Below are 2655 nucleotides of genomic sequence, written 5' to 3' on the forward strand. Positions count from 1 at the left end.
ACTTTCTCGTCTTGCAGCCGAGCGACCTCTTCCCGGGACAGTCCCAGCAGGTCACAGCACACCGACTCGGTGTCCTGGCCCAGGCACGGCGCCTGGCCATACTGGGGTTCAAAGCCGCTGTAGATGCCGGGGATGCCCGAGACCGGATGCCCACCGGTCTCAGGATGGGGGGGCGAGACCAGAAAGTCGCGGGTTTGAAACTGGGGGTCGTTGAGCAGGCTCTCGGTATCAAAGACCGGTGTGGCCGCCACCCCGACCTTTTGGAGCTGGTGCATGATATCGGTATTGGTGCGCTCGCGTGTCCACGCCGTCAGGAAGTCGTCAAGCTCGCGCTCATGGGCCTTGCGGCTTTTTTGATCCTGAAACCGCTCGTCTTCAATCCACTCGGGATGGCCCACCGCTCCACATAAGCTGCGCCACTCTTGTTCGGTCTCGACAACAATCGTGACCCAGCTGTCGTCGCCTTTGGCGCGATACACATTATGCGGGGCCATGAGTGTGTCGTGGTTGCCGATCCGGCCTTGATCGCGCCTGTTCATGGTGTAGTCCATGACCGCGTCGGGCAGCATCGAGGTCACCACCTCGGCCATAGCCAGATCGATATACTGGCCTTTGCCGGTCCGTTTCCTGCAGAACAGCGCCGCCTGTACAGCGTAGGACATGGCCACCCCGACCATGTAGTCCGGCCAGGAGCCGCCCAAACTGCTCGGCGGTCCATCCTCATAGCCGGTCAGGTGACAAATCCCGGCTGAGGCTTGGGTAATCGGTCCCCAGCCCACACAGTGACTATCCGGACCAGACTGGCCGACGGGCGTCCCCGATACCATGATGATGTCGGACTTGAGCTGGCGCAGGTCGTCATAGCCCAGGCCCCAGCGTTTCATCACCCCGCCGGTAAAATTCTCCACAACGATATCGCTGTGTTTGATCAGCTCCTTGGCCAGGGCGATACCGCGTGGATGACTCAAGTTGAGGGTGATGCTTTTTTTACTGAAATTGAGCCCGCTGAATAGCGGGGAGCCGTTCGGCGTAATCTCTTTGCGGGGGTCTTGGCCCAGAAAGCGAATGATGTCTACGCGCTGGTGAGATTCAATCCGAATGACCTCGGCACCCATCGCTCCCAGCCACGCGGTGCACTGCGGTGCGGCCAGAATCCAGCCAAAATCGGCAACGCGAATCCCTTCGAGTGGTAATGGCATGCTCTTCCCTCCTTATCCAGATGAACGGTTGGGTCTCTGCCCCACCCTTTTTCAGATCACCCCATCTGTGTGGAGCTGCTCCAACTGCTGCGCACTCAAGCCCAGCCGCTCGCCATACACCCGGTTATTGTGCTGGCCGAGCTGGGGTGCGGGGGAGCGAACCTGCCACGGGGTGGCTGAAAATTTAAACGGGGCACCGGGATACGTGATCGGTCCGGTTGCCGGGTGGTCAATATCAATAAAAAATTCGCGGTCCCGGAACTGGCTGGACTCGACGACCTCTCGCATGTCGCGCACCGGAAAAACCGGAATATGCAGCTCCTGTCCTTCCCGGGCCAGCTCATCACGTTTCTGCTCGGCAATCCAGGCGGCGACCGACACTTCCAGCGCATCGAGATTCTGAAAGCGACTCATCAGGGTCGCAAACAGCTCGCTGTCCGCCCATTCGGGCCGACCCATCAGCACCTTGAGGCTCTCCCAGTGCTGATCGGTCAGCGCCAACAGCGCAATATGACCGTCTTTACACGGAAAGACATAGGCCAGGCCCCACTTCGTCCGCCGCAGAAACCGACTGCGGTTGGGACCGTCCGGCGGCTCGTGCGTATACAGCGCGGTATTGGGACGAACCATGTGGGCGACCGCCTCGACCTCGGAGATATCAACGTGCTGTCCTTCCCCGGTCTGCTCGCGCAGAAACACCGCGCTCATCGTCGCCGACGCCGCAGTCCAGCCGCTCAGCAGGTCCGCCTGCTGACCGCCGGCTTTGACCGGCGGTTCGTTCTCAGGATCGGTCACATAGTTGAACGGCGTCTCATACCCGACCACACCGGCATGAAAGTTATTGAGATTATACGCCTTGTACTGATGGTAAGGACCGGTTTGCCCGAACGGAGAAATCGAGGTCACAATCAGTTGGGGCGCCAGCTGGTGGAGACTCGCATAGCCCAGCCCCAGATCGTCCAGAAAACCGGGGGTTTGGGTTTCGACCAGGATATCGGCGTCTTTCACCAGATCCCGAAACAGGGCCGTTCCCTGCGGCTGGGTGATATCCAGCGTAATGCCGATTTTATTGGTGTTCAGGTACAGAAACAGGGCACTGCGGTCGGGGTGCGGCTCATCGCCGGGAAACGGGCCACGCGTGCGGGCGACATCGCCACGGCCCGGCTTCTCAATCTTGATCACCTCCGCCCCCAGGTCAGCCATGACTTTGGTACAAAACGGACCCGTCACCCGTTCGCTCAACTCAACGATCTTCAGACCAGTTAGGGCACCATCAGGCATAGTTCTCCTCCCAAAGCGGTTATGAGATGGATCATCCTGACCGCCACAGAAGGAAGTACGGATGATCCACGTTCATCAGACTCCGGCCACTCTACTGCAAGCCGAGGGGAAAGAAAAGCTTTGGCGAAGCGAGCCGACGGCTCCAGATCACGGCGGGAGAAGGGCGGTCGGACAG

The 2655-nt window shown here is 59.8% G+C and carries 2 protein-coding genes; both read right to left on the minus strand.

Annotated elements, in window-relative coordinates; genetic code table 11:
* The coding region (locus J4F42_22295) for a CoA transferase (GenBank protein ID MCE2488254.1) at positions 1-1199 on the minus strand (1199 nt) is incomplete at its 3' end.
* A 51-nt stretch (positions 1200-1250) separates the two neighbouring features.
* On the minus strand, positions 1251-2480 hold the full coding sequence (locus J4F42_22300) for a CoA transferase (GenBank protein MCE2488255.1): 1230 nt from the start codon (positions 2478-2480) through the stop codon (positions 1251-1253).
* Between the last annotated feature and the right edge of the window lie 175 nt (positions 2481-2655).

This window comes from Desulfurellaceae bacterium, from assembly GCA_021296095.1.
In the GTDB taxonomy this organism is placed as follows: domain Bacteria; phylum Desulfobacterota; class Binatia; order Bin18; family Bin18; genus JAAXHF01.

Coding starts and splice junctions, on each gene's coding strand:
- J4F42_22300 (MCE2488255.1), bottom strand. CDS start 2,480: ATGCCTGATGGTGCCCTAACTGGTCTGAAGATCGTTGAGTTGAGCGAA.